At 67.4% G+C, this 22,587-nt stretch carries 21 protein-coding genes and 1 pseudogene; 3 read left to right on the forward strand and 19 right to left on the reverse strand.

Annotated elements, in window-relative coordinates; all coding sequences use genetic code 11:
• Nucleotides 1-59: 59 nt before the first annotated feature.
• The 3 genes from AC0J42_RS13840 to AC0J42_RS13850 form a co-directional block, all read right to left on the reverse strand.
• The gene (locus AC0J42_RS13840) at nt 60-1,484 is read right to left on the reverse strand and encodes a sugar porter family MFS transporter (RefSeq protein ID WP_473006585.1); all 1,425 of its coding nucleotides are present in this window, start codon (nt 1,482-1,484) and stop codon (nt 60-62) included.
• A 95-nt stretch (nt 1,485-1,579) separates the two neighbouring features.
• A complete protein-coding gene (locus AC0J42_RS13845) occupies nt 1,580-2,539 on the reverse strand; it encodes a sugar phosphate isomerase/epimerase family protein (protein WP_473006586.1) in 960 nt (319 codons plus the stop codon).
• Entirely contained in the window at nt 2,536-3,564 is a 1,029-nt protein-coding gene (locus AC0J42_RS13850) for a Gfo/Idh/MocA family oxidoreductase (RefSeq protein ID WP_473006587.1), read from the reverse strand. The genes AC0J42_RS13845 and AC0J42_RS13850 overlap by 4 nt, the downstream gene beginning before the upstream one ends.
• Before the next feature lie 196 nt (nt 3,565-3,760).
• Here AC0J42_RS13850 and AC0J42_RS13855 point away from each other — a divergent pair, with 196 nt between their 5' ends.
• Nucleotides 3,761-4,789 (forward strand): LacI family DNA-binding transcriptional regulator, encoded by a 1,029-nt coding sequence (locus tag AC0J42_RS13855; protein WP_473006588.1) that lies wholly within the window; start codon nt 3,761-3,763, stop codon nt 4,787-4,789.
• A gap of 90 nt (nt 4,790-4,879) precedes the next feature.
• On the opposite strand, the gene AC0J42_RS13860 is transcribed toward AC0J42_RS13855, so the two are convergent.
• From AC0J42_RS13860 to paaF, 13 genes are all read right to left on the reverse strand, one after another.
• A complete protein-coding gene (locus AC0J42_RS13860) occupies nt 4,880-5,779 on the reverse strand; it encodes a helix-turn-helix domain-containing protein (protein WP_473006589.1) in 900 nt (299 codons plus the stop codon).
• A gap of 282 nt (nt 5,780-6,061) precedes the next feature.
• Nucleotides 6,062-8,110 (reverse strand): phenylacetic acid degradation bifunctional protein PaaZ, encoded by a 2,049-nt coding sequence (gene paaZ / locus AC0J42_RS13865; protein ID WP_473006591.1) that lies wholly within the window; start codon nt 8,108-8,110, stop codon nt 6,062-6,064.
• A 112-nt stretch (nt 8,111-8,222) separates the two neighbouring features.
• Nucleotides 8,223-9,299: a 1,2-phenylacetyl-CoA epoxidase subunit PaaE gene (gene paaE, locus AC0J42_RS13870; protein WP_473006592.1), complete on the reverse strand. Its 1,077-nt coding sequence runs from the start codon at nt 9,297-9,299 to the stop codon at nt 8,223-8,225.
• A 19-nt stretch (nt 9,300-9,318) separates the two neighbouring features.
• Complete coding sequence (paaD, locus tag AC0J42_RS13875; RefSeq protein ID WP_473006593.1) at nt 9,319-9,852, reverse strand: 1,2-phenylacetyl-CoA epoxidase subunit PaaD; 534 nt, start codon at nt 9,850-9,852, stop codon at nt 9,319-9,321.
• Nucleotides 9,839-10,600, reverse strand: a complete 762-nt coding sequence (gene paaC / locus AC0J42_RS13880; protein ID WP_473006594.1) for a 1,2-phenylacetyl-CoA epoxidase subunit PaaC — start codon at nt 10,598-10,600, stop codon at nt 9,839-9,841. The genes paaD and paaC overlap by 14 nt, the downstream gene beginning before the upstream one ends.
• A gap of 8 nt (nt 10,601-10,608) precedes the next feature.
• Complete coding sequence (gene paaB, locus AC0J42_RS13885) at nt 10,609-10,890, reverse strand: 1,2-phenylacetyl-CoA epoxidase subunit PaaB (RefSeq protein WP_473006596.1); 282 nt, start codon at nt 10,888-10,890, stop codon at nt 10,609-10,611.
• Nucleotides 10,891-10,904: 14 nt separating this feature from the next.
• The gene (gene paaA / locus AC0J42_RS13890) at nt 10,905-11,894 is read right to left on the reverse strand and encodes a 1,2-phenylacetyl-CoA epoxidase subunit PaaA (RefSeq protein WP_473006597.1); all 990 of its coding nucleotides are present in this window, start codon (nt 11,892-11,894) and stop codon (nt 10,905-10,907) included.
• Nucleotides 11,895-12,114: 220 nt separating this feature from the next.
• A complete protein-coding gene (paaK, locus tag AC0J42_RS13895; protein WP_473006598.1) occupies nt 12,115-13,422 on the reverse strand; it encodes a phenylacetate--CoA ligase PaaK in 1,308 nt (435 codons plus the stop codon).
• A gap of 63 nt (nt 13,423-13,485) precedes the next feature.
• Nucleotides 13,486-14,691 carry a 3-oxoadipyl-CoA thiolase gene (gene pcaF, locus AC0J42_RS13900; protein WP_473006599.1) on the reverse strand — a complete coding sequence of 402 codons (1,206 nt, stop codon included), beginning with the start codon at nt 14,689-14,691 and terminating at the stop codon, nt 13,486-13,488.
• Nucleotides 14,684-15,133 carry a hydroxyphenylacetyl-CoA thioesterase PaaI gene (paaI, locus tag AC0J42_RS13905; protein ID WP_473006601.1) on the reverse strand — a complete coding sequence of 150 codons (450 nt, stop codon included), beginning with the start codon at nt 15,131-15,133 and terminating at the stop codon, nt 14,684-14,686. Before paaI ends, pcaF begins: the two co-directional genes overlap by 8 nt.
• A complete protein-coding gene (paaH, locus tag AC0J42_RS13910) occupies nt 15,126-16,643 on the reverse strand; it encodes a 3-hydroxyacyl-CoA dehydrogenase PaaH (RefSeq protein WP_473006602.1) in 1,518 nt (505 codons plus the stop codon). Before paaH ends, paaI begins: the two co-directional genes overlap by 8 nt.
• Before the next feature lie 3 nt (nt 16,644-16,646).
• Nucleotides 16,647-17,438: a 2-(1,2-epoxy-1,2-dihydrophenyl)acetyl-CoA isomerase PaaG gene (gene paaG / locus AC0J42_RS13915; protein ID WP_473006603.1), complete on the reverse strand. Its 792-nt coding sequence runs from the start codon at nt 17,436-17,438 to the stop codon at nt 16,647-16,649.
• 33 nt (nt 17,439-17,471) lie between these two features.
• Nucleotides 17,472-18,242 carry a 2,3-dehydroadipyl-CoA hydratase PaaF gene (gene paaF / locus AC0J42_RS13920; RefSeq protein WP_416424130.1) on the reverse strand — a complete coding sequence of 257 codons (771 nt, stop codon included), beginning with the start codon at nt 18,240-18,242 and terminating at the stop codon, nt 17,472-17,474.
• Nucleotides 18,243-18,584: 342 nt separating this feature from the next.
• Here paaF and AC0J42_RS13925 point away from each other — a divergent pair, with 342 nt between their 5' ends.
• Entirely contained in the window at nt 18,585-20,084 is a 1,500-nt protein-coding gene (locus AC0J42_RS13925; protein ID WP_473006604.1) for an aldehyde dehydrogenase family protein, read from the forward strand.
• Between the two features lie 67 nt (nt 20,085-20,151).
• Here the strand turns inward: AC0J42_RS13925 and AC0J42_RS13930 are convergent, their stop codons facing one another.
• The 3 genes and pseudogenes from AC0J42_RS13930 to feaR all read right to left on the reverse strand — a co-directional run bounded on the left by AC0J42_RS13930 (nt 20,152) and on the right by feaR (nt 21,858).
• Nucleotides 20,152-20,400, reverse strand: coding sequence for a BrnA antitoxin family protein (locus AC0J42_RS13930; RefSeq protein ID WP_416424132.1), 249 nt, complete (start codon nt 20,398-20,400; stop codon nt 20,152-20,154).
• Nucleotides 20,378-20,654: pseudogene (locus AC0J42_RS13935) on the reverse strand (BrnT family toxin). Before AC0J42_RS13935 ends, AC0J42_RS13930 begins: the two are co-directional and overlap by 23 nt.
• A gap of 316 nt (nt 20,655-20,970) precedes the next feature.
• Nucleotides 20,971-21,858, reverse strand: a complete 888-nt coding sequence (gene feaR, locus AC0J42_RS13940; RefSeq protein ID WP_473006605.1) for a transcriptional regulator FeaR — start codon at nt 21,856-21,858, stop codon at nt 20,971-20,973.
• Nucleotides 21,859-21,940: 82 nt separating this feature from the next.
• On the opposite strand from feaR, the gene paaY reads away from it, so the two are divergent.
• Nucleotides 21,941-22,537: a phenylacetic acid degradation protein PaaY gene (gene paaY, locus AC0J42_RS13945; protein WP_473006607.1), complete on the forward strand. Its 597-nt coding sequence runs from the start codon at nt 21,941-21,943 to the stop codon at nt 22,535-22,537.
• Nucleotides 22,538-22,587 lie beyond the last annotated feature (50 nt).

The raw sequence follows: 22,587 nt of genomic DNA on the forward strand, positions 1-22,587 counted from the left end.
ATGGGTGGCGTGTGCAACCCTGGACACCGCCCGTCCAGGGTTGCCCGCCACGGCGTGGTTCAGCCGTACAACCGCTGCTCGATCTCCTCCAGCGTGCTGCCCCGGGTCTCGGGCACCCACAGCGCGACAAACACCAGCGACAGCACCCCCGCAGCCACGAACACGAAGAAGGTCTGGCCAATGCCGATGGTCGCCACCAGCGTGGGGAAGAACAGGCCGATCATGACGTTGGTCAGCCAGAACGCGCCGATGGCCATGCCCATGCAGCCACCCCGGATGCGCATCGGGAAGATCTCGGCCAGCAGCACCCAGAACGCCGGGCCGATCAGGCCTTGCATGGAGGCCAGGAACAGCCCCATGGCACCGAGGATGAGCATGGCGCGCGACACCGAAGGTTCGACCAGCACCGACACCAGGCCAATCAACAGCAACGACAGGGTGGTGCCGGCAAAGCCCATCAGCATCATCGGCCGCCGGCCCAGGCGGTCCAGCAGGTAGATGCCGATGAAGGTGGCACCAATGGAGATCACCCCGTTGACCACGTTGGCGATCAGCGCGCTGCGCTGGGCCAGGCCGGCCTCGGTGAGGATCTGCGTGCCGAAGTACATGATCGAGTTCACCCCGGTGAACTGCGAGGTCACCGCAATGCCGATGCCGATGAAGAAGATGCGCCGCGCGCCCTTTTTCGACAGGTCGCGCCAGCCGCCTTGCTTGATGAATTTCTCGTTGCCGATCTGCCGGGCAATGGCGTCCATCTCGACCTTGGCATGGTATTCCTCGCGCACCAGTTTCAGCACCGCCAGGGCTTCGCCCAGGCGGCCCTTGGTGGCCAGCCAGCGCGGGCTTTCGGGCATGTAGAGCATGCCCAGCCACAGGGCTATCGCCGGCAGCGTGGCCAGGGCCAGCATCCAGCGCCACACGCCGTCGAGGTCGCCGAACAGGTTGCCGAGCATGGCGTTGGTGGTGAAGGCCAGGAACTGCCCGGTGACGATCATCAGCTCGTTGCGGGTGATGATGCGCCCGCGGATGTTGGACGGCGACATTTCCGCCAGGTACGCCGGCACCACCACCGAGGCGCCGCCTACCGCCAGCCCCAGCAGGAAACGGGCGGCGACCATGACGCCCAGCGTGGGCGCCAGGGAGCAGCCCAGGGCGCCGATGAAGAACAGCACGGCCAGGAACAGGATGCTGCGGCGCCGGCCCTTGAGGTCTGACAAGCGCCCGCTGCACAGCGCGCCCAGCATGGCGCCGATCAGCAACGCGCTGGTCACCAGGCCTTCGGTAAAGGGCGTCAGGCCCAGGTCGGTCTTCATGTACAGCAGGGCGCCGTTGATCACGCCGGTGTCAAAACCGAACAGCAGGCCGCCGAAGGTGGCGACCAGGGTGACCTTTTGCAGGTAGCGACGTGCCTGGCGTTTCTCGCCGTTGAGGTAGGGGGCGGCGACGTCGGCTGCAGCGGTATTTCCGTAGGAATTAATTGTCATTGTGATATTCCTGACTGAAATTGCGGAACGGCGCCCAGCCGGGGTCGCGGGCAGGCGCCAGTGCGGTGGTTACATCGAGGGGGCTCCGGGGTGGGTCAGATGGCCTGGGGCTTGAAGTCGGCGGCGGCGACCGGCATCACGCCTTGCAGCAGGGCGATGGATTTCTCCAGGCCCTCAAGGCTGTTGAGCAGCACGTCTTCGTGCTCCACCGACAGCCAGCCGTCATAGCCGGCCATTTTCAGGCGGTAGCAGAACTGCCGCCACCACTGCTCGCCATGGCCGAAGCCGAGGGTGATGTACGACCAGCTGCGCGCCGCAATGTCCATCAGCGAGCCGTTTTCCAGCAGCGAGTCGACCGCTTGCACCGGGGTGTTGAGCAGGGTGTCCTTGGCGTGCACGTGGTAAATCGCCTCGCCCAGGGCTTCGGCGGCCGCCAACGGGTCGGCGCCCATCCAGAACAGGTGCGAGGGGTCGAGGTTGGCGCCGATCAGCGGGCCGATGGCCTCGCGCAGTTGCAGCAGCGAGCGCACGTTGTACACGCACTGGCTGCCGTGCAGTTCCAGGGCGATGCGCTCGACGCCGTTTTCCTTGGCCAGCGCGGCGATCTCCGCCCAGAACGGCAGCAGCCGCTCCTGCCACTGGTAGCGCAGGATGGCCTGGGTTTCCGGCGGCCACGACGCCACCACCCAGTTGGGCATGCGGTCGCCGGCCTGGCCTTCGGGCAGGCCGGACATGGTGCACACGGTCTTGACCCCCAGCTCGCCGGCCACGCGAATAGTGTCCTTCAGGCATTGGCCCTGTTCGGGTTGGGTGGGGTGCAGCGGGTTGCCGTTGGCGTTGAGGGCGATGATCTCCAGGTTGCGCGTCTCGAAGCTGCGCTTGAGCTCGCGGCGTGAGGCAGTGCTGTCGAGCATCTGCGCCAGGTTGAAGTGCGGCGCCGTGGACCAGCCGCCGGTGTTGATCTCCAGGCCCGAGACGCCCAGGCGTTGCGCGTGGTCGAGTACGTCCTGGAAGGGCAGGCCGCCCAGGCTGTCGGTGACGAATCCCAGTTTCATGGACGTGCTCCTTGGCGTGGCAGGTAAAGGTCGGGGGTGGCGAGGCTGTGCAGGATGACCCGGCGGCCCTCGTTCAGGGCCTGGATGCCGGCCTGGGCCACGCTGGCGGCGCAGTAGCCGTCCCAGGCGTTGGCCGCCTGGGCGGGGAACACGCCGGTGGTGACGAACTCAAGGAACGCCTGGTCCTGCAAGCGGTAGGCGTCGGCAAAGCGCGGGCGCCAGTCGGCGGCGTAACGGTGGCCGGCGTGCAGGTGGCGGTTGACGCGGGCCTGCACCGGCGCCGCCAGCTCGATGGAGCCTTGCTCGCCCACCAGTTCGCCGCGCACGTCGTAGCCGTAGGCGGCGTTGTTGTTGACCTCGATGTTCACCAGGTGGCCGTCGCGGGTTTCCAGCACCATGAACACCGGCGCACCGACGCCTGTGCTGGAGCTGCGGGCGGGCTGGAACACGGCGATGGCGCTGTACTCGGTGCCCAGCACGTGGCGCGCCACGTCGAACTCGTGGGGGGCGGAGTTGCTGATTGCCATCTGCCCGCTGAAGTTGGCCGGCGCTTCGACGTTGCGGTGGAAGTTGTGCATCATCACCGCGCGGCCGATCAGGCCGGTGTCCAGGGCGTGCTTCATTTCCCGATAAGAGGGGTCGAAGCGGCGCATGAAGCCCAGCTGGATGAATTGGCGGCCCAGGGACGTCTCCCGGTCGATCACCGCCAGGCACTCGTCCGGGCTCTGCGACAGGGGTTTTTCGCACAGGGCCGGTTTGCCCGCGCTGATGGCGGCCATGGCCAGTGAGGCGTGGGTGTCGTCGGGGCTGGCGATGATCACCGCGTCGACGTCGGCGCGGGCGATGGCTTGCAGCGGGTCGTGGGTGGCGTCGACGGCGCCGAACTGGTCGGCCACGGCGCGGGCACGGCCGGGGGAGGGGTCGCAGATCAATTGCAGGGTGGCCCCGGGCACCTCGCGGGCGATGATGCGGGCGTGATCCTGGCCCATGATGCCGGCGCCAATGACGGCGATGCGTATGCTCATGTTCGCGTACCTGATCGGTTTGTTGTGGTTGTTGTGGGCCGATTATCAGCAGCGCAAAACCAGCCGGCAACGAGCACGAAGGTCACTTTCTGATGTGATTCCAATCAAATCAGGTATGGGCGTTTTTTCGCCAGGTGCTGGAATAGTTGAGCCATAGGCCTATTCTTGATGGGAAATACATCAACGGGGAGATGGCATGGGCGGCGCAACACCGGGACAGGTATGGAAGGGCCCCAAGGTGCAGGACATCGCCCGGGTCGCGCGGGTGGGGCCGGCCACCGTGGACCGGGTGCTGAACAACCGCCCCGGCGTGCGCGAGGGCACGCGCCTGAAGGTGCTGGCGGCGCTGGAGAAACTGCGCCACGACCTGGCCGAGGGCCGCGCCACGTTGCAGATCAAGCTGTTCTGCGATTCGGGCGAGACCTTCAACGCCACCCTGGCCCAGGCCGAGGCGGTGGTGAACAGCTCGATGCCGGGGGTAGTGGTGCAGGGCGTGTACGTGCCCACCAGCCAGGTCGACCCGGCGGCCTTCGCCGACCGCGTGCAGGCCGAAGGGGCGTCGGCCGACGGCGTGATCGTGGTGTCGCGCGAGCACCCGGCCATCAACCGCGCCATTCGCACGCTATGTGGGCAGGGCGTTGCCGTGGTGTGCCTGACCACCGATTTGCCCAACTCCAACCGCAGCGCCTACGTGGGCAACGACCAGTACGCTGCCGGCAGCGTGGCGGGTGTATTGATCGGCAACGGCCTGCCGCGTGCGCCGGCGAAGATTCTGTTGGTGAACAGCATGCCGTTTCGTTGCCAGCAGGAGCGCGAGATGGGCTTCCGGCGGGTGCTGCGGGCGGATTTTCCGTACCTGAAGATCGATGAGCGAATGATGTCCGACGATCGCCCGCAGACCACGACCGACCAACTGATGCGCTATTTCTCCAAGCATGACTACCCGGCGGCCATTTATAACGTGGCCGGCGCCAACCGTGGCGTGGCCCAGGCCATCGCCACGGTGCCAGTTGCGCAGCGGCCGATCTTCGTCGGCCATGAGCTGACAGTGCACACCCGGGCGATGCTGGAAAGCGGGGTGATGGACTACGTCATTTCCCACGACTTCGCCGGTGAGCTGGCCGCGGCGGCGCGCTGGATACGCGGCGCGGTGGAAGGCAGCCGCGCGGCGCCGGGGTTTACGCAGATAGTGGTGCATACCCGGTATAACTGCGAGGGGGGCTGAGGTGAGGCTGTTGTGGGAGCTGGCTTGCCAGCGAGCTGTCGAGGCCCTAAAAACTCGCTGGCAAGCCAGCTCCCACAAAGACAGTTGTTGTTACGGGGGGCTGGGTTTGCGGCGGTCGGAGGGTTTTTCGCCGAACAGCTTGTGGTACTGGCTGCAGAAGTAGCTGGTGTGCTCGAACCCCCATTGCGCGGCAATGTCGCTGATGCGCGCCTGGGGCTGGCGGGTGAGGGCGCGGCGTGCCTCGTTGAGGCGCACCGAGCGCAGGTACTGCACGGGGTTGACGTCGGCGACGCTCTGGAAGCTGTACTGCAACGTGCGCCGGGAAATCTTCAGGCGCCTGCACAGCTCCACCAGGCTGGCGGTGCCGTGGGGGTCTTCCATCACCAACTCGTGGCAACGCTGCACGATGTACTGGCGGGTGGTGAAGCTGGGCTGGTGGCTGGGCTGCACGTCCAGCGCGCCGAGCAGGCTGGCGGTCAGTTCCAGCAGCCGCGGCTTGATGCACTGGTCGGCGTGGCTGCCCAGCAACGCCACCAGTTCGCGGCAGGCACCCCGGTGGGCCAACGCCGGCAGGGCCACGCCCTGCACCGCCTGGCTGGCGCGGCAGCGGGCCAGGGTGGCGTCGCTCAGCACATCGGCCAGTTCGGCGTAGGGAATGGACAGCCCCAGCACGTCCATGCCGGCGCCGGTGACGGTGCGAAATTCACGCTGGTTGGGCAGCAGGTTGAGGCCATCGAGCAGCCATTTCTGCTCGCTGCCGCCCTGTGGCCACACCAGCGGCAGGATCAGGTTGAGGTGGTCGCGCGGCAGCTGCATGTGCTGGATCGCGGCCTGGCTCAGCCGCTCGCGGAACAGGCGGATGGCGCCGACGTCGCGCACCCACAGCGCGGCGTCCAGCGGGCCGCTGCTCAGCTGGTCATAGCGCTGGTCCCAGCCGGTGAGGTGGCTGGCGTGTTCGGACATGTCGGCGGACTGAAAAAACTGCTGCATCAGGCAACCTGCTGGATGAGGGTTGGGACTGAAATTGCAATTGCCGTGCCGGTTGTGAGTAGGCGTAGTAACCTGTTGAAAACCCTGAACTAGAGCGGTTTCAACAGGCCTGGGAAAGCTCTCGTCCGTGAGAGTGTTGCAAGATGTTTCTGAATGCACCATCACGGCCCCCGCAGCGACCGTGACGGTAACAATTGGGGCGCGAACATCAGGTGGGAGCTGGCTTGCCAGCGAGCTTTTCGTGCCTCAAAAGCTCGCTGGCAAGCCAGCTCCCACCAAGGTTCAGCCTTCGCGCTTCACCACCAGGGTCAGGATGTCGTAGCTGGCCACCACTTCATCGCGCTGGTTGGTGACTTCCACGTCCCAGGCCACCACCCCCTGCGGGATGCCCTGGGGGCTCTGCTTGCCCTGGTCGATCTTGCGCTTGCAGGTCAGCCGCGCGCGGATGGTGTCGCCGATAGCCACCGGGTTGATGAAGCGCAGGGTGTCCAGGCCATAGTTGGCCAGCACCGGCCCTTCGCCCGGGGAGACAAACAGCCCGGCGGCGGCCGACAGCACGAAGTACCCGTGGGCGATGCGCTGGCCGAACTGCGAGCGGCGCGCCGCCAGCTCGTCGAAGTGCATGTAGAAATGGTCGCCGGACAGGCAGCCGAAGTTCACCAGATCGGCCTCGGTGACGGTGCGCCGGTGGGTGAGCAGCGACTCGCCGATTTGCAGGTCCTGGAAGTGCCGGCGGAACGGGTGCACTTCGGTTTCGATGACGTCGGCGCCGCGCACGTACTCGCCAGTGATGGCCGCCAGCATGGTCGGCGAACCCTGGATGGCGGCGCGTTGCAGGTAGTGCTTGACGGCGCGCAGGCCGCCCAGTTCCTCACCACCGCCGGCACGCCCCGGGCCGCCGTGCTTGAGCTGCGGCAGCGGCGAGCCGTGGCCGGTGGATTCGGCGGCAGCGTGGCGGTCCAGCACCAACAGGCGGCCATGCCAGGCGGCTGCGGCCGGGATGGCCTTGGCAGCAATCTGCGGGCTCCTGGTGACCAGGCTGGCGACCAGGCTGCCTTTGCCGCGGGCGGCCAGCACCAGGGCTTCATCCAGGTCGTCGTAGGCCATCAGCGTGCTCACCGGGCCGAACGCCTCGATGTCATGGGCGCCGCCTTCGGCGTGGGCGTCGCGGGCCAGCAGCAGGGTGGGGGCGAAGAACGCGCCCTCGGCCACTCCCTCGCCACGCGGGCTGAAGCCGTCGGCGGTGCCGAACAGGGTGTCGCAGCTTTGCTGCAGCAGCGCCAGGCGCTCGCCGACGTCACGCTGCTGGGCGTGGGAGGCCAGGGCGCCCATGCGTACGCCTTCCACCGCGGGGTCACCGACCACCACTTTGGCCAGGCGCTCGCGAATGCGCGTGGCCACCGCGTCCAGGTGCTGGCGCGGGACGATGGCGCGGCGGATGGCGGTGCACTTCTGCCCGGCCTTGGTGGTCATCTCGCGTACCACTTCCTTCACGTACAGCTCGAACTCTTCGTCGTCCGGGGTCACGTCCGGGGCCAGGATGGCGCAGTTCAGCGAGTCGGCCTCGGCGGTGAAAGGCACCGAATGGCGGATCAGGTTGGGCGTGACGCGCAGCTTGGCGGCGGTGTCGGCGGAGCCGGTGAAGGTCACCAGGTCCTGGCCTTGCAGGCGGTCGAGCAGGTCGCCGGTGCTGCCGATCACCAGCTGCAGGCTGCCGGCGGGCAACAGGCCGGACTCATCCATCAGCCGCACCACCGCTTCGGTAAGGTAGCTGGTGGCCGTGGCCGGCTTGACCACGCAGGGCATGCCGGCAAGGAAGCACGGCGCGAACTTTTCCAGCATGCCCCAGATGGGGAAGTTGAAGGCGTTGATGTGCACCGCCAGGCCGCCGCGTGGCACCAGGATGTGGCTGCCGGCGAACTGGCCGAGCTTGCCCAGGGGGAACGCCGGGCCTTCGTGCACCACGTTGCCCGACGGCAGTTCGCGGCTGCCGATGCCGGCGTAGCTGAACAGCGTGGCGTTGCCGCCCTCGATGTCGATCCAGCTGTCGGCGCGGGTGGCGCCGCTGTGGTGGGACAGGGCGTAGAGCTGTTCCTTGCGCTCGGCCAGGTACAGCGCCAGGGCCTTGAGGCGCTGGGCGCGCTGCTGGAAGTCAAGGGCGCCGAGGCTCAGGTTGCCGACGCGGCGGCCGTGGTCCACGGCTTCGGCGAAGTCGAGGGTGTCCTCGTGGGTGCGCGCCAGGGGCTGGCCGTTGAGGGCACTGCGCAGGGTTTGCGCGCCGTGCTGGCCGACCCAGCGGCCGGCGATGAAGGATTGCAGGGTAGGGGTCATGAGGCATCTCCACAAACAAACAGGGCATGAGCCCGTAGCAGCTGCCGCCAGGCGGCGTCAGGGGGCACCGTGGTGGCAGGGGACGCGGCCGGCGGCCGCTGCTACGGGGGTGTCAGATTTGGTCGAAATCGAGGACGACTTTCTGGCTGAGGGGGAAGGTCTGGCAGGACAGGACATAACCCGCCGCCACTTCGTAGTCCTCCAGGGCATGGTTGGCGTCCATCTCCACCTCGCCCTCGATGACCTTGCACTTGCAGGTCGAGCACACCCCGGCCTTGCACGAATAGGGCAGCTCGGCGCCGATGGCGTTGCCGGCGTCCAGCACGCTGACGCTGTTGCGCGGCAGGTCGAAGGCCAGGGCGCGGCCGTCGCTGATCACGGTGATCTGGCTTACCGCCGAGTCCAGTTGCCGCGCCGCTTCGCGGGCCTCGCGCTTGTGGCCGTCGTCGGCCACGCCGAACAGCTCGAAGTGGATGCGCTGGGCGGCCATGCCATGGGCCTTGAGCTGGTCGCGCACGGTCTCGGTCATGGCCTGGGGGCCGCAGATGAACGCGGCGTCCAGGGTTTTCACGTCCACCCAGCGGCTGAACAGTTGCTGGCACTTGGCGGCGTCGATGCGACCGTTGTACAGGTCCACGTCCTGCTGCTCGCGGCTGAACACGAACACCAGGTTCAGGCGTTGCAGGTAGCGGTTCTTGAGGTCTTCCAGCTGCTCGCGGAACAGCGCCCCGGAGCTGGAGCGGTTGCCGTACAGCAGGGTGACGCGGCTGTGGGGCTCGTGTTCCAGGGTGGTCTTGATGATCGACAGGATCGGCGTGATGCCGCTGCCGGCCGCCACCGCCAGGTAGCTGCCGTGGCGCGCCGGGTCCAGCGGCACGCTGAACTCGCCGGCGGGCGGCATCACCTCAAGCTGGTGGCCAGCCTGCAGGTGCTGGTTGGCGTAGGCGGAAAAACGCCCGCCGGCCACCTGCTTGATCGCCACCCGCAGCTCGTTGTCGTTGACCCCGGTGCAGATGGAGTAGGAGCGGCGCACTTCCTCGCCATCCAGCTGGGTGCGCATGACCAGGTGCTGGCCCTGGGTGTAGCGGAATTCGTCCTGCAGGTGGGCCGGCACGTCGAACACGATAGACACCGCGTCGCGGGTCTCGGCGCGGACCTGCTTGATGGTCAGGCTGTGGAACTGGCTCATTGTTGTTCTCCGGTAGCCATCAGATGCACTTGAAATAGTCGAACGGCTCGCGGCATTCGACGCAGCGGTACAGCGCCTTGCAGGCCGTGGAGCCGAACTGGCTGAGCAGCTCGGTGTGGGCGCTGCCGCACTGCGGGCACAACACCTGCGGCGCCTGGCCCAGCAGCGTGCGCTTGCTGGTGCTGCCTTCGGGCGGGGCGATGCCGTAGGCGCGTAGCTGCTCGCGGCCCTGGGGGGTGATCCAGTCGGTGGTCCAGGCCGGGGTCAGCTGGCGTTGCAGGCTGGGGGCGGGGAAACCGGCCCGTTCCAGGGCGTCGCGAATGTCGCCCTCGATCACCTCGGTGGCCGGGCAGCCGGAGTAGGTGGGGGTGACCACCACCTGCAGATGCCCGGCCTCCCAGGCCAGGTCGCGGACGATGCCCAGGGCCACCACGCTGACCACCGGCACCTCCGGGTCCATGACCTGGTCCAGCACGGCCCAGGCCTGGGCCAGGTCGCCGGCCTGTTGCGGCCGCGCGCCCCGGTCGCTGACGATCAGCTCACCAGGTTGCATCGGGGTAGGCTCGCGGCAGGTATTGCATTTCGGCCAGCAGCAGGCCCAGGTGTTCGCTGTGCAGGCCCTCGCGGCCGTCGAGGTAGAACGGGCTGGCGGGCTCGGGCAGCGGCAGGGTGGCGCGGGCGAACACGTCGGCGACCTTGGCGCGCCACGCCGCTGCGACCTCCAGGGGGTCGCCGATCAGCCCGGCGGCCGCCAGGCGCTGCTCGGCGGCGCTGGGGTTGACCAGTTCCACGGTGAAGCGCCAGACCTTGGGCAGCGCCGCCAGCATGCGCGCGTGGCTTTCCTCGGTGCCGTCGCCCAGGCGCTCCACCCACTCGGCGGAGCGGCGCAGGTGGTAGGTCACCTCTTTCAGGCCCTTGGCGGCGATGCCGGCGATGCGCGCGTCGCTGGTACCGGCAAGCCCGTGCAGCACCTGCAAATGCCAGGCGTCGTAGAAGAACTGCTTGAGCATGGTTACCGCGAAGTCGCCATTGGGCTGTTCCACCAGCAGCAGGTTGCGCAGCTCGCGTTCGTTGCGCAGGAAGGCAAGGGCGTCGGCGTCGCGGCCATCGGCCAGGCGCTCGGCGGCGTATTCCAGCCAGTGGCGCGCCTGGCCGATCAGGTCGAGGCCGACGTTGGCCAGGGCCAGTTCTTCTTCCAGCGCCGGCGCGTGGCCGATCCACTGGCTCAGGCGCTGGCCCTGGATCAGGGCGCTGTCGCCCAGGTGCAGCAGGTAATGGGTCAGGTCGTGTTCGATGCTCATGGTCGGCCTCACATGTGCCCCACTTCGGGCGGCAGTTCGTAGAAGCTGGCGTGGCGGTAGACCTTGTCGTCGGCCGGTTCGAACAGCGGTTCCTTGTCGTCCGGCGAGGAGGCGGTGATCAGCGCCGAGGGCACCACCCACAGGCTCACGCCTTCGCTGCGACGGGTGTACAACTCGCGGGCGTTCTCGATGGCCATGACCGCATCGGCGGCGTGCACGCTGCCCACGTGCTTGTGGTTGAGGCCGTGCTTGCTGCGCACGAAGACTTCGAACAGGGTCCAGTCGGACATGGGGTTTCTCCAGCTCAGGCGGCGTTCTTGTTGTGGTGTTTGCGGGCGTGGGCCACGGCGGCCTGGCGCACCCAGGCGCCGTCCTCGATGGCCTGCTTGCGGGTGGCCACGCGTTCGGCGTTGCACGGGCCGTTGCCCTTGAGCACTTCGTGGAATTCATCCCACTGGATGGCACCGAAGTCGTAATGGCCGGTCTCGGCGTTCCATTTCAGGTCCGGGTCGGGGCAGGTGCAGCCCAGCAGCTCCAGCTGGGGGATGGTCTGGTCGACGAAGCGCTGGCGCAGTTCGTCGTTGCCCTGGCGCTTGATCTTCCAGGCCATGGACTGGGCGCTGTTGGGCGAGTGTTCGTCGCTGGGACCGAACATCATCAGTGCCGGCCACCACAGGCGGTTGATGGCGTCCTGCACCATGTCCTTCTGGGCCTGGGTGCCGTGGCGCATCATGGTCAGGAGCATTTCGTAGCCCTGGCGCTGGTGGAAGCTCTCTTCCTTGCAGATGCGCACCATGGCCCGGGCGTAGGGGCCGTAGGAGGTGCGCTGCAGCACCACCTGGTTGACGATGGCGGCGCCATCCACCAGCCAGCCTACCGCGCCCATGTCGGCCCAGCTCAGGGTGGGGTAGTTGAAGATGCTCGAATACTTGGCCTTGCCGGCGTGCATCTTGGCAATTTCTGTATCGCGATCGGCGCCCAGGGTTTCCATGGCGCTGTACAGGTACAGGCCGTGGCCGGCTTCGTCCTGGATCTTGGCCATCAACTGCAGCTTGCGCTTGAGCGTCGGCGCGCGGGTGACCCAGTTGCCTTCGGGCAGCATGCCGACGATTTCCGAGTGGGCGTGCTGGGAGATCTGGCGAATCAGGGTTTGCCGGTAGGCGTCGGGCATCCAGTTCTTGGCTTCAATCTTGATTTCAGCGTCGATACGTGCCTGGAAGGCGCGTTCCTGGGCGTCCATCTCGTCGAGGGTCTTGAGGCGCTTGACGCCGGTTTCCACTAGCTGTGCGTACATGAAGGGTCTCCGCCATGATGGGGCATGGCTATTTTATAAGTGATACAGAATCAAATATCAAACACAAAATATGCGTATCAAATAAATTTCCGTATCACGTTTCCGAGGCAAACGAATCCCGTAGCAGCGGCCGCAAGGCCGCGTCATGGGCGCTGCGGTGCAGCAGGTACACCGCGGGGTGAGGGGAAGGACGCGGCCTGCGGCCGCTGCTACGGGGTTACTAGCGTTTGTCGAAGACGTGGGCGGCCTTGCCTTCCGAGCGCTTGAGGGAGTGCAGCGGCTGCAGCAGCACGCGGGTGCTGATGCCGATGTAGGTCTTGATCTGCTTGCTTAGCTCGTTGCACACGGCCTGCTGCTGGGCCGGGTCCAGGTGCTGCTGTTCGGGGCGCAGTTCGACGTGGACGTCCACCGAATCGAGGTTGCCGTTGCGATACAGGTGCATCTCGTAGCATTCGCTGAGCTGTTTGATTTTCAGCACTTGCTCTTCCACCTGGGTGGGGAACACGTTGACGCCGCGGATGATCAGCATGTCGTCGCTGCGCCCGGTGATTTTGTCCATGCGCCGCATCGGCCGGCCACTGCCGGGCAACAGCCGGGTGAGGTCGCGGGTGCGGTAGCGGATCATCGGCAGGGCCTCCTTGCTCAGGGAGGTGAACACCAGCTCGCCGAACTGGCCGTCGGGCAGCACCTGGCCGGTGACCGGGTCGATGATTTCCGGGTAGAAGTGGTCTTCCCAGATGGTCGGGTGGCCGCGGCTGTCGGCGCATTCCATGGCCACGCCCGGGCCCATGATCTCCGACAGGCCATAGATGTCCTGGGCGACGATGCCCAGGCGGCGCTCGATGGCGCCGCGCAACTCGTCGGTCCAGGGTTCGGCGCCGAAGATGCCCAGGCGCAGGGCGAGTTTCTGCGGGTCGATGCCCTGGCGCTCGATCTCGTCGGCGATGTTGAGCATGTACGAGGGCGTGACCATGATGATGTCGGGGTTGAAGTCGCGGATCAGCTGCACCTGTTTCTCGGTCTGCCCACCCGACATGGGGATCACCGTGCAGCCCAGGCGCTCGGCGCCGTAGTGGGCGCCCAGGCCTCCGGTGAACAGGCCGTAGCCGTAGGAAATGTGCACCTTGTCGCCGCGCTTGCCGCCGGCGGCGCGAATCGAGCGGGCGACGATGTTGGCCCAGGTGTCGATGTCGTTCTGGGTGTAGCCCACCACGGTGGGCTTGCCGGTGGTGCCGCTGGAGGCGTGCAGGCGCACCACCTCGTGCTGGGGCACGGCGAACATGCCGTAGGGGTAGTTGTCGCGCAGGTCGTTCTTGCCGGTGAAGGGGAAGCGGCCCAGGTCGTCCAGTGACTTCAGGTCGTCGGGGTGCAGGCCCAGGGCGTCGAAGCGCTGGCGGTACAGCGGCACGTTCTGGTAGGCGTGGGTGAGGCTCCAGCGCAGGCGCTGCAGCTGGTGTTCGCGCAGTTGGTCGACGCTGGCGGTTTCGAACGGGTCCAGCAAGGCTTCAGGGTCAAGGTGCATGTTCATGGTTTCACTCGAATTGTTCTTGTGTGAGTGTCCGGCCCGCAGCAGGGCGGGCTGTGCATAGGCTTACAGGCGTTCGATGATCAAGGCAATGCCCTGGCCGACGCCGATGCACATGGTGCACAGGGCGTAGCGGCCATTGGTCTGTTCCAGCTGGTGCAGGGCGGTGGTCACCAGGCGCGCGCCGCTCATGCCCAGCGGGTGGCCCAGGGCAATGGCGCCACCGTTGGGGTTCACCCGCGGGTCGTCGTCGGCCAGGCCCAGTTCACGCAGCACGGCCAGGCCCTGGGCGGCGAAGGCTTCGTTGAGTTCGATCACGTCCATGTCGGCCAGGGCCAGGTTGGCGCGCTCCAGCACCTTGCGCGTGGCGGGCACCGGGCCGATGCCCATGATGCGCGGCTCGACGCCGGCGGTGGCCATGGCCAGCACCCGGCCACGGGCCTTGAGGCGGTAGCGCTCGGCTGCTTCGGGGCTTGCCAGCAGCAGCGCGCAGGCGCCGTCGTTGACCCCCGAGGCGTTGCCGGCGGTGACGCTGCCGTTGGCGCGGAACGGCGTGCCCAGCTTGTGCAGTTGCTCAAGGGTAGTATCGCCGCGCGGGTGCTCGTCGTGCTCTACGACTTTGGCCGGGCCCTTGCGCTGGGCGATGCTGACCGCGACGATTTCCCGTGCCAGGCGCCCGTTGGCCTGGGCGGCGGCGGCGCGTTGCTGGCTGCGCAGGGCGAAGGCGTCCTGGTCGGCGCGGCTGATGTTGAACTGCGCGGCGACGTTCTCGGCGGTCTCGGGCATCGAGTCGATGCCGTACTGCGCCTGCATCAGCGGGTTGACGAAGCGCCAGCCGATGGTGGTGTCGAACAGCTCGGCCTGGCGCGAAAAGGCCGTCTCGGCCTTGCCCATCACCAGTGGCGCACGGGACATGGATTCCACGCCGCCCACCAGCATCAGCCCGGTCTCGCCACTGCGAATCGCCCGCGCCGCCGTGCCCACCGCGTCCAGCCCCGAGCCGCACAGGCGGTTGAGTGTGGTGCCGGGCACGCTCACCGGCAGGCCGGCCAACAGCGCCGACATGCGCGCCACGTTGCGGTTGTCCTCGCCGGCCTGGTTGGCGCAGCCATAGATGACATCGTCCACCTGGCTCCAGTCCACCTGCGGGTGGCGCTCGAGCAGGGCGCGCAGGGGCACGGCGCCGAGGTCGTCGGCGCGCACGCCGCTGAGGGCGCCGCCGTAGCGGCCGATGGGGGTGCGCACGGCGTCGATGATAAGGGCATCAGTCATGAGGGTTCTCCGGCGTCAGCACGGTGCCGCGCACTTGGTAGGACTTGCCCCGGAACAGGGCGATCAGTTGGCCGTTCTGGTTTTCGATGCGCACGTCGTAGGTGCCGGTGCGGCCGCGACGGCTGAGTTCGTGGCAGGTGGCGGTAAGCACGTCGCCCACCGGCACCGCGCCGATGTACTCGATGCTGCAACCCTGGGCCACGGTGGCCAGGTCGTAGCTGTTGCAGGCCACGGCGAACGCCGAGTCGGCCAGGGCGAAGATGAAGCCGCCGTGGCAGGTGCGGTGGCCCTGGAGCATGTCGGGGCGCACGGTCATGGTCAGCTGCGCGTAGCCGGCGTCGGCGTCCAGCAGGTGCAGGCCCAGGGCGCGGCTGGCATTGTCGCGTTCCAGCAGCGCCATGGCGCATTGCTGGGCCAGGTCGCGGGCGGTGGCTTCAGTCATGCAGGCTTCTCCCTTGCGCCAGGCAGCGGCGCAGCAGCAACGAGGGGCGGTAGCGCTCTTCGCCGTAGGCGGCCTGCAGGTGCTGCAGCACGGCCACGACCGTGTCCAGCCCCAGGGCGTCGGCCCAGGCCAGCGGCCCGCGCGGGTAATTGACCCCGGCGCGCATGGCCAGGTCGATGTCGGCTGCCGAGGCCACGCCTTGCAGCGCGGCGTCGGCGCCTTCGTTGGCGAGCATGGCCACGGTGCGCAGCACGCACAGGCCGGGGCTGTCGGTGAGGGCGCTGACGGCCAGGCCGGCGCGGTTCAGCAGGGCCACGGCCTGGTCGATGGCGGCGGGCGAGGTGGCGGCTGCCCAGCTGATGCCGATGCGCGTGGCCGTGGCAAAGTCCAGGGCCAGGTCCAGCAGCACCAGGTGTTGCAGGCCGTGGTCCAGGGCGCGCTGGCTGGCCATGCGGCCGTCGGACAGGGCCAGCACGGCGTCGCCGCAGCGCAGCAGGCCGTTGCCGGGGCGGCGGGTCACCTGCACGCCCTGGGCTTCCAGGCGTGCCAGCAGGCCGTCGAGCAGCGGCGGCAGGCCTTCGGCCACGCAGTGCTGCACCGTGGCGCTGCTGGCCAGGGTGTGCGGCAGCGGCCGTTGCGCGCCGTCGCGGTAGTCGTAGAAGCCCTGGCCGCTCTTGCGGCCCAGGCGCCCGGCGTCCACCAGCTCCTTCTGCAGCAGCGAGGGCTGGAAGCGCATGTCTTGGTAATAGGCGTCGAACACCGAGCAGGTCACCGCGTAATTGACGTCGTGGCCGATCAGGTCGGTCAGCTCGAAGGCGCCCATGGCAAAGCCACCGGCCTCGCGCAGCAGGGCGTCGAGGGTGGCGCTGTCGGCGGCCCCTTCCTGCAGCAGGCGCAGGCTCTCGGCGTAGAACGGCCGGGCCACGCGGTTGACGATAAAGCCCGGCGTTGAGCGGGTGTGCACCGGCCGTTTGCCCCAGGCGCTGGCAGTGTCATGCAGGGTGCGCGCGGTGTGCTCGGCGGTGGCCAGGCCGCTGACCACTTCCACCAGCGCCATCACCGGCGCCGGGTTGAAGAAATGCAGGCCGGCGAAGCGTTCGGGGTGCGCAAGCTCGGCCGCCAGGGTGGTGATGGACAGCGACGAGGTGTTGCTGGCCAGCAGGCAGTCGGGCGCGCACAGGCGCTCCAGTTCGGCGAACAGTTGGCGCTTGACCGCCAGTTGCTCGACGATGGCCTCGATCACCAGGCGGGCGTCGGCCAGTGCGGGCAGGGCGTCGCAGGCGTGCAGGTTGGCCAGGCAGGCGAGGCGGGCGCTGTCGGCCAGCTTGCCGGCCTTCACCCGCTGGCCCAGGCGCTGGTCGATGGCGGCGATGGCCTGGGCGGCGGCGCCGGGGCGGTTGTCGTAGAGCTTCACCGGGTGCCCGGCCTGGGCGGCCACCTGGGCGATGCCGGCGCCCATGGCACCGGCGCCGATCACCGCCACTTCGGCGGACAAGGGCAATGCGGCCATGGCTCAGTTCCCCTTGAACGCGGCGGGGCGCTTGGCCATGAACGCGGCCACGCCTTCGCGGTAGTCGTGGCTGCGTCCGGCCAGGCGTTGCAGGTCGCGTTCAAGTTCCAACTGCTGGTCCAGGCTGTTGTCGAAACTGGCGTTGAGGCTGCGCTTGATCAGCGCCAGGCCGTAGGTGGGCTGGGTGGCCAGGTGGCGCGCCAGTTTCAGCGCTTCGTCGCGCAGCGCGTCGTCATCCACGCAGCGGTAGATCAGCCCCCATTGCTCGGCCTGTTCGGCGCTCAGGCGTTCGCCCAGCAGGGCCAGGGCCTTGGCGCGGGCCATGCCCACCAGCCGTGGCAGCGCCCAGGTGCCGCCCGAGTCGGGGATCAGGCCGATCTTGCAGAACGCCTGGATAAAGCTGGCCGAGCGCGCCGCCAGCACCAGGTCGCAGGCCAGCGGGATGTTCGCGCCGGCGCCGGCGGCCACGCCGTTGACCGCGCAGACCACCGGCAGCGGCAGCTCGCGCAGGGCGCGGATCAGCGGGTTGTAGAACTGCTCGATGGACTGGCCCAGGTCCGGCGCATCGGCGCGGGGGGCGACGTTGCGGTCGGCCAGGTCTTGCCCTGCGCAGAAGCCGCGGCCTTCGCCGGTCAGCAGCAGCACGCGCACGCTGGCGTCCTGGCGCACGCGCTTGAGGGCTTCGCGCACCTCGCCGTGCATCTGGGCGTTGAAGCTGTTGAGTTGCTCGGGACGGTTGAGGCTGAGCAAGGCGACGCCGTCGTCGATGGCGAACACGATGGTTTCGAAGGTCATGGCTGGGGTGCCCCTGGAGGGTGAACGGATGGGTTACTGCCCGCGGAACTGCGGGCGGCGCTTGTCCTGGAAGGCGCGGATGCCTTCGTCGCGGTCCTGGGTGCCAGCCAGCAGCGTGAAGGCGTGGCGTTCGAAACGCAGGCCGCTGGCAAGGTCGGTGTCCTGGGCCTTGAGCAGCGCTTCCTTGGCCAGGCGCACGGCCAGCGGCGCCTTCTCGGCGATGCGCCGGGCGATGGCCAGGGCGCGCTCCACGGTGAATTCCGGCTCGGTGATTTCGCTGACCAGCCCGGCCTCCAGGGCCTGGCGGGCGCCGATGGGCTCGCCGGTGAGCACCATCTGCATGGCCAGGGACTTGCCCACGGCCCGCAACAAGCGCTGGGTGCCGCCGGCGCCGGGCATGATGCCGAGGTTGATTTCCGGTTGGCCAAACAGCGTGTCGCGCCCGGCAATCAGGATGTCGGCGTGCATCGCCAGCTCGCAGCCGCCGCCCAGGGCATAGCCGTTGACGGCGGCGACCAGGGGCTTGGTGAAGGCGGTGATGCGCTGCCAGGAGGCCACGCGCGGGTCATTGAGGATGCCCACCAAGTCGCGTTCGGCCATTTCCTTGATGTCGGCACCGGCGGCAAAGGCCTTGCGGCTGCCGGTCAGCACCACGGCCCGGGTGTCCGGGCACTGCTCGGCGTCGCTCAGCGCTGCGGCCAGCTCGGCGAGCAGTTGGGTGTTGAGCGCGTTCAGCGCCTCGGGGCGGTGGAGGGTGACCAGGCGGACGGCGTCCAGCTGTTCGACCACAAGCAGTGCAGGCATGGGCAGGCCTCACGGGTGTGCCCGGCTAGCGTGGCCGGGCTGATTATTGGAGCGGCTGGGGTGGCCGATGGGCTCAGTATAATCACAATGCGATACACAAAAACAACATCAAAAATAAAATACCGTGTCTCAATTATTGCTTGGTCCCGTAGCAGCGGCCCCAGGCCGCGTCCCAGGCCCTACGGTTTTGCAGGAAGACCGCGTTGTGGCCGGACGCGGCCTGGGGCCGCTGCTACGGGGGGATGTGGCAGGCTGGGAAATTGAATTGGCAGGCAGGGGAAACTGGCGCCTCGCCGGTTTGCTTAAGCTGGTCGCACGCCCCTTTCAGCAAGGACACCCCCCATGGCCAGTCAAACCGTTTACCCCCTCGACAGTGTCACCGCCTTCCTCGGCCGCCAGCACGGCCTCTACATCGACGGCGCCTGGGTAGCCGCGCGCGGCGAAGGCAACCTGCCGGTGTACAACCCGGCCACCGGCGCACAGATCGCCGCCACCGCCGACGCCGACGCAAGCGATGTAGACCGTGCGGTCCAATCGGCCCACAAGGCCTTCACCTCCGGGGTGTGGTCACGGCGCCTGCCGGCCGAGCGCGAGCGCATCCTGCTGCGCTACGCCGACCTGCTGGAGCAGCACGCCGAGGAGCTGGCGCAGCTGGAAACCCTGGAGCAGGGCAAGTCCATCGCCATCGCCCGTGCCTTCGAGGTGGGCAGCACGCTGAACTGGATGCGCTACACCGCAGGCCTGGCCACCAAGCTGTCGGGGCGCACCCTGGACCTGTCCATCCCGGTGCCGGATGGCGCGCGCTACACCGCGTTTACCCGCAAGGAGCCGGTGGGCGTGGTGGCCGGCATCGTGCCGTGGAACTTCCCGCTGATGATTGGCATGTGGAAGGTGATGCCGGCGCTGGCGGCGGGCTGCTCCATTGTCATCAAGCCCTCGGAAATCACCCCGCTAACCCTGATGCGCATGGCCGAACTGGCCACCGAGGCCGGGGTGCCGCCGGGCGTGTTCAACCTGGTCACCGGCAGCGGCGGCGTGTGCGGCCGGGTGCTGACCACCCACCCGTTGATCAGCAAAATCAGCTTCACCGGCTCCACGGCGACCGGAAAGGGTATCGCCAGGAGCGCTGTCGATCGCCTGACGCGTATCACGTTGGAGCTGGGCGGCAAGAACCCCGCCATCGTGCTCAAGGACGCCGACATCCAGCAGGTGGTGGAAGGCCTGATGATGGGCAGCTTCCTCAACCAGGGCCAGGTGTGCGCGGCCAGTTCGCGCATCTACGTGGAGGCGCCGATCTTCGACCAGGTGGCGGCGGCGTTCGAAGGGGCGGTGAAGGGGCTGAGCGTTGGCCCGGGGATGGACCCGACGTTCCAGATCAACCCGCTGGCCTCGCAGCCCCACCAGGCCAAGGTGCTGGCGTACCTGGAGGACGCGCGCCGCCAGGATGCCGAGCTGATCAGTGGCGCCAAGGCACCGGACGGCAATGGCTTCTACGTGTCGCCGACGCTGGTGATCAACCCCGACGACCAGCTCAAGCTGACCCGCGAGGAGGTGTTCGGCCCGGTGCTGTGCCTGAGCCGCGTGGACGACGTGGAGCAGGCGCTGGCCCTGGCCAACGACTCCGACTACGGCCTGACCGCCAGCCTGTGGACTCGCGACCTGAACGCGGCGATGAACCTGACCCCGCGTATCGAAGCGGGCACGGTGTGGGTCAACAGCCATACGCTGATCGATGCCAACATGCCGTTTGGTGGCTTCAAGCAGTCGGGCACCGGGCGTGATTTTGGCGCCGATTGGCTGGAGGCGTTCACTGAAACCAAGTCGGTGTGCATACGTCACTGATCTGGGCAGCTTTCTTCAGCAACGCGGCGCCTGTGGACGCGGCCTGCGGCCGCTGCTACGGGGGGCGTTAGCGCTTGTGCGCTTCCATATACAGCCGCAGTAGCTGATTTATGCGGGTTTGGTAACCGCTGCCCTGATCCTTGAACCACTCCAGCACATCCACGTCAAGGCGTATTGTGACCGCTTGCTTGGGGGGGATGTGCAGCTCTGCGTTCTTGAAAAAAGCGTCGCCCAGTTCCGGAACGTCCGATGTGTCGATCTGCTCGTCGGTTTGGGCTGCGAGTCGCTGCCAGTCAGTTCTTGATGCTTTGGACATATCGTTTTGCCTCCTGCCGAGTGGCCTTGCGTGCCGAAATGATTCGAATGATGCCTTGGCGCCGCTCGGTGTGAACAACCACGCTGACAAACGTTCGAAGCGCTCCCAGGCTGATCCAGCGCTCCTCCAGATAGCCGAAGCGATCGTCGCGCATCGTCAAAAGCGGATGGTTGAATAGCTCTGGGACATCGTTGAAATCTATCCCATGTTTTTGCAGGTTGATTTGGCTTATCTTCGTCCCACTCAAATTTCATGAGTGGTCCTGTATTTACAGGTGTACATACAGTAGCCTCTTTTTGCCGAGGCGGAAACCCGTTCGTCCGCCAGAATTACGCGGACGTTATTGCCCTTGGCGGCTTGGGACAAGCGCAAAACCTGTGCAATCGACAGTTTCAGATGGCTCTGACATTGTTGCTGGGCTTGGTCCTACGCCGGCTGTTTATCAGGGCCATATGATTACTGGCTCCCGTAGCAGCTGCCGCCAGGCGGCGTCCGGCCTTTCCGCATTTTCTTGGCAATACCACGGCGCTTTCGGGCGCGGCCTGACGGCCGCTGCTACGGGAAGGTGGGTCAATGGCGGCGGCGATACTCGCCGGGTGCCACGCCGAAGCGGGCCTTGAAGGCGGTGTTGAAGTGGCTGCTGTTGGTGAAGCCCCATTGGTAGGCCAGGGCGGCGAGCTTGGTGCCGGCGGCGCCGTCGCGCAGGTTTTGCGCGCAGCGGTCCAGGCGGCGGTCGCGGATGTGCTGGGCGACGCTGGCGCCGTGGCGGCCGAAGGCGCGGTACAGGCCCCGCAGGGACATGCCGCATTCATGGGCCACGCGTTCAGGGGTCAGCTCGCTATCGCCCAGGTGCTGCTCGATCCACGCCACGCAGCGCCGGTAAGCCTTGGCCTGGCTGTCCTCGTCCATATCCCTGTGTAGCAAGGCGGGGCGCAGCAGGCCCAGGATCGCGTCCAGCACGGCCTCGCTTTCGCCCTGGGAAAGGTCGTCGCGCAGCCGAGTGCCCAGCAACAACTGGGTGGCCAGGCCGGCGACCGGCACACCACTCGCTACTTTCTGGCCAGGCTGTAGCAGGCCCTGGCCCCGCGCATGCGGCACGATCAGCGACAATTGCCGCGCCGGCCCCTGGTAGTCGAAGGCGCTGGGGCAGTGGTTGTCGATGAACATGATGTCGCCCGGCTGCAGCGTTTCGCGCACCTCGCCCTGGCGCATCTGCGCCGTGCCTTCAAGTTGGAACACCGCGAAAAAATGATGCTCGCCACTCTGCTGCACCTCGCGGTGCTGGCGGACCAGGCGCGCCTGGGCGGCGTGCACGGTGCTCATTTTCAGCGCGCCTTGCCGGTGTTCGACGATGCGGCCCTGGAAGCCGGCGCCCGTGGCCTGGCCGTCGAAGCGGTCGCAGATGCGGTTGATGGCGTGCAGCCAGCCGTCGAACGCGGCGTCAGGGGAAATACTCATGGTCGCCCTCACTGATTATGTGATACAAAAAACATAACAATAAGCACGAATATCGTGCCACAAGACTCGATAAGGAGCCATCATGCCCTGCTACCGCCTCGACGGCCTGACCCCGGTGGTCGACCCCAGCGCCTACGTGCACCCCACGGCGGTGCTGATTGGCGACGTGATCATCGGCCCCCATTGCTACGTGGGCCCGCTGGCCAGCCTGCGCGGCGATTTCGGCCGCATCGTGCTGGAGGAGGGCGCCAACCTGCAGGACACCTGCGTGATGCACGGTTTCCCCGACAGCGACACGGTGGTGGCGCGCAACGGCCATATCGGCCACGGCGCGGTGCTGCACGGCTGCCATATCGGTGCGGACGCGCTGGTGGGCATGAACGCGGTGGTGATGGACAACGCGCGCATCGGTGCCCGCAGCTTCGTCGCCGCCACGGCCTTCGTCAAGGCCGGGTTCGAGTGCCCGGAACAATCGCTGGTGGTGGGCAGCCCGGCCAGCGTCAAGCGCGTGCTGGGCGACCAGGAAGTGGCGTGGAAGCAGGCCGGTACCCGCGAGTACCAGGCGCTGGCCCGTCGTTGCCTGGAAGGCCTGCGCGAGTGCCCGCCGCTGGCCCAGGTGGAAGACGGCCGCCCGCGCCTGCAGGTCAGCCAGCACCATCCCAAAAACGCTTCGAAGTGATACTGACAGTGGCCCCCAGGGGCCGGCTGTCGGTATATTTGCCCCTTTGC

The sequence above is a fragment of the Pseudomonas sp. Tav-5-1A genome, assembly GCF_055755055.1.